The sequence below is a fragment of the Dellaglioa sp. CoH-56-MRSF-11 genome, from assembly GCF_056782135.1.
Genome location: NZ_JBXAYE010000036.1, coordinates 1 through 418 on the forward strand (window position 1 = coordinate 1; position 418 = coordinate 418).

A 418-nucleotide genomic window follows, 5' to 3' on the forward strand; every position below is an offset into this window, starting at 1 on the left:
CGTGCGTGCCGCACTCGGGATACCGGAGAGGCTGACTAAAGAGCAGATTCAAATGCTGAACGAGTTCGTCGTTGTTATGGAGGACTAAATGGGACACCCCCTTGAGGTGAGCGTGGCGGCTCTAAAGGCACTCGTCGCGGATTATGCGCTACGCACACAACAGGCAGAGCTTCTGACCAGTCGCCTTATCGATAGCAACCTCGATGACGCGGCCAAGATCGCGTTGTTCGAAGTTGTTCAGAAGCAACTGGAGGCGCGTGCCCATGATCGGGCCGTTCATCAGCAGGCAGTTCTAGAAGCTACCTGCTTTGCACTGGACGCAGCTCTCGCGCAGGATGATGAAGGTCTGCGCGAGACCATCGTCGCAATATACCGGGATTTGACAACGGCAGTTTCATCACTGACCCGCGTTCCCGTT

1 protein-coding gene is annotated in these 418 nt (G+C 56.0%); it reads left to right on the plus strand.

From position 1 onward, the window contains the following. Positions 1-88: 88 nt before the first annotated feature. A partial coding sequence (locus tag AC1RPT_RS07705) for a hypothetical protein (RefSeq protein WP_481762971.1) occupies positions 89-418 on the plus strand: 330 nt, incomplete at its 3' end.